Raw genomic sequence first — 2,391 nt, 5'->3', positions numbered from 1 at the left:
GGCGCGCGCCACTGGTACGAGCGGGCCGCCGCTGTGGGCGACACCGACGCTATGGCCAACCTGGGGCTCCTTCTGTCGACCCAGTGGGATCCGCCAGACCTGGCTGGCGCGCGCCACTGGTACGAGCGGGCCGCCGACGATGGCGGCCACACTGGCGCTATGACCAACCTGGGGAATCTGCTGGCTGACCGGTGGGACCCACCGGATCTGCCAGGCGCGCGCCACTGGTACGAGCGGGCCGCCGCTGTGGGCGACACCGACGCTATGGCCAACCTGGGGCTCCTTCTGTCGACCCAGTGGGATCCGCCAGACCTGGCTGGCGCGCGCCACTGGTACGAGCGGGCCGCTGCTGTGGGCGACACCGATGCCACGGCCAACCTAGGAGACCGTCCGCGAACAACATGATCAACGAATATCGCAGGGTGCGAGTAACAGCACTCCACCAGTTAAATAGGATTTAATTCGCACCGGATGCAACATCCGGCAGCCACCGAAAAGCGACGAGTAGGATCGTCGGCATGTTCCAAGTCGGAGCCTATCGCGACACGCCGCGCTACGGCGGCTGAACACGGATTTCAGGAATCGGATCAAGAGTGGCGACAGTATAGAATCAAAGAAATAGTGAAGGGTGAAAAATTCTCCGCGAAACCACCAGCAGAAGCGGACCTCAACCTCATATACAATAACGACAAGGCCGGCGTATGGAGCTACCTCGCAGGTGCCGAGCGCGACTCCTCTAGGTTTCCGCGACTCGTTGTATTCCTTGAGCTTTCCCCTGCACCGATCGGCGAAGGCGAAGAAGGGAATGAAGACACACATAAAGACCGATATGCGACGCCCATGCGGCATGCAATGAACGTAATTGATCAAAGTTGTCGCGACACTACTGCGAACAGTCAGCTCAACGCGAAGCTGAAAGTAAGATGCAGGTGCTCGCGGAAGCCTGGATTTACGGGCTGCCGAGCTGGCCATGGCGTTCAAGACGAGTCGGCGTGGCCGCCACTGGCACCGGCAGCCACGCCGGAGACAACCACGACAGGAGCCGTCGGGGGCGGTAAGCGACGCCGTTCGTCGTCGCAGCCCATCGCGGCGAGCCGGATCGGGCTGGCCTGATGCGTCGGCAGGCTGGTGGCCAGGTAGGCGACCTCGGTCTCGGCCGGCCCGCCGGCGAGAGGCTGACGTCGGCGGTTCTCCGCACCGGCTGCACGGCGTGCGGAACAGGCACCCGGCGCGGACCTCGGTGGCTTTCACGGTGCGGTACCGGGATGGGCTGGGTCGGCGGGTCCGCCGCTGCCGGTGCCGGCGGGGTCGGCAGGCACCGGCGGTGGGCGGTGACGCCGGCGTTCGACGGCGTCGCAGAGGTTCGACCACAGATGCCAGCTGTCCGCGATTTGCCGGGCGTCGGGGGCGCCGCGGCGTGCTCCGTCGGCGTGGGCACCGGACCGGCCCCGGCAGATCACCTCGACACCGGGATGATCGGCCAGCCAGGCCACCAGGCTGTCGGCCTCCCGATCAGGGAGCAGATCGACCGGCCGGTGGGTGTCCAGGTCAATCAGGACCGTTCCGTAGACATGACCACGACGAACGGCGAAGTCGTCAACCCCGAGGATCCGCGCCACGCTGGGCCGCGGGTCGGGCAGCGCCCGGACCCGGCGGACCAGGGTGTCCCGGCCGACCGTCAGACCCAGCGCGGCGGCCAGACGTGCTCCCGCACGTCCGGCGAGCGCCAGGCCGTTATCGCGCACCGCCGCCGCGGCTGGCGGGGTGAACCGGGCATGCGGGCGTCCGGCAGGACGATCCGCCAGGGATCTCTCCCGATGCCGGGAACCATCTACCGCAGGTTCTGGCACCTCCGCGGACCGGGCTTCCGCCGACTGGCCACCTCGGACTTACGCCCGACTACACTTCGGCACGTGGTCAGCCAGACCGGGGACAGAGCCCGTGGTGGGGCAGGGCAGGTCCCGGGCGCACTCAACGGTCATGCGGCACTGCCCGTGCCGCGTACTGCCGCCCGGAGCAATCGTTCGGCGCGGCAGCGCGGAGGCGATAGCCGGGATCAGGGCGACTTCGGCGAGCGTTGGATCCAGCTGATAGCTTCGGCCGCAGGTCTCAGCTCCGCACCCCCAGTTCCGGATCGGGGGACCATTGATCTGGTCCTTACACATCCTGGTCCGCTTCGAGGCTTCCCTGCTGGATGGAGCATTCAGGCGCAGATCAAAACCGAGTCGAATCCGCGTCTCACTCGGGATGACATCATGTACGACCTCGATGCCGACGATCACCGGGCACTCGCGGGTCGCGGCAACTTCCAACGATACTTCCTGTTTGTTGTCTTGCTCGACTTTCGCATTTTCCATGATCGTCTAATGGCTTGATTTTGGGTGTGTTGAA

At 65.8% G+C, this 2,391-nt stretch carries 2 protein-coding genes; one reads left to right on the top strand and one right to left on the bottom strand.

The window, feature by feature from the left end:
• On the top strand, positions 1 to 405 hold a 405-nt coding region (locus C1A33_RS23775), incomplete at its 5' end, for a tetratricopeptide repeat protein (RefSeq protein ID WP_133150806.1).
• A gap of 842 nt (positions 406 to 1,247) precedes the next feature.
• Here C1A33_RS23775 and C1A33_RS23765 read toward each other — a convergent pair.
• Positions 1,248 to 1,745, bottom strand: coding sequence for a transposase (locus C1A33_RS23765; protein ID WP_207770461.1), 498 nt, complete (start codon positions 1,743 to 1,745; stop codon positions 1,248 to 1,250).
• Positions 1,746 to 2,391: the final 646 nt, after the last annotated feature.

It is taken from the genome of Frankia canadensis, from assembly GCF_900197875.1.
Taxonomy (GTDB): Bacteria; Actinomycetota; Actinomycetes; order Frankiales; family Frankiaceae; genus Frankia; species Frankia canadensis.
The sequence above is the reverse complement of the archived record's forward strand: the minus strand, read 5'-3'. Positions and strand labels throughout refer to the sequence as shown.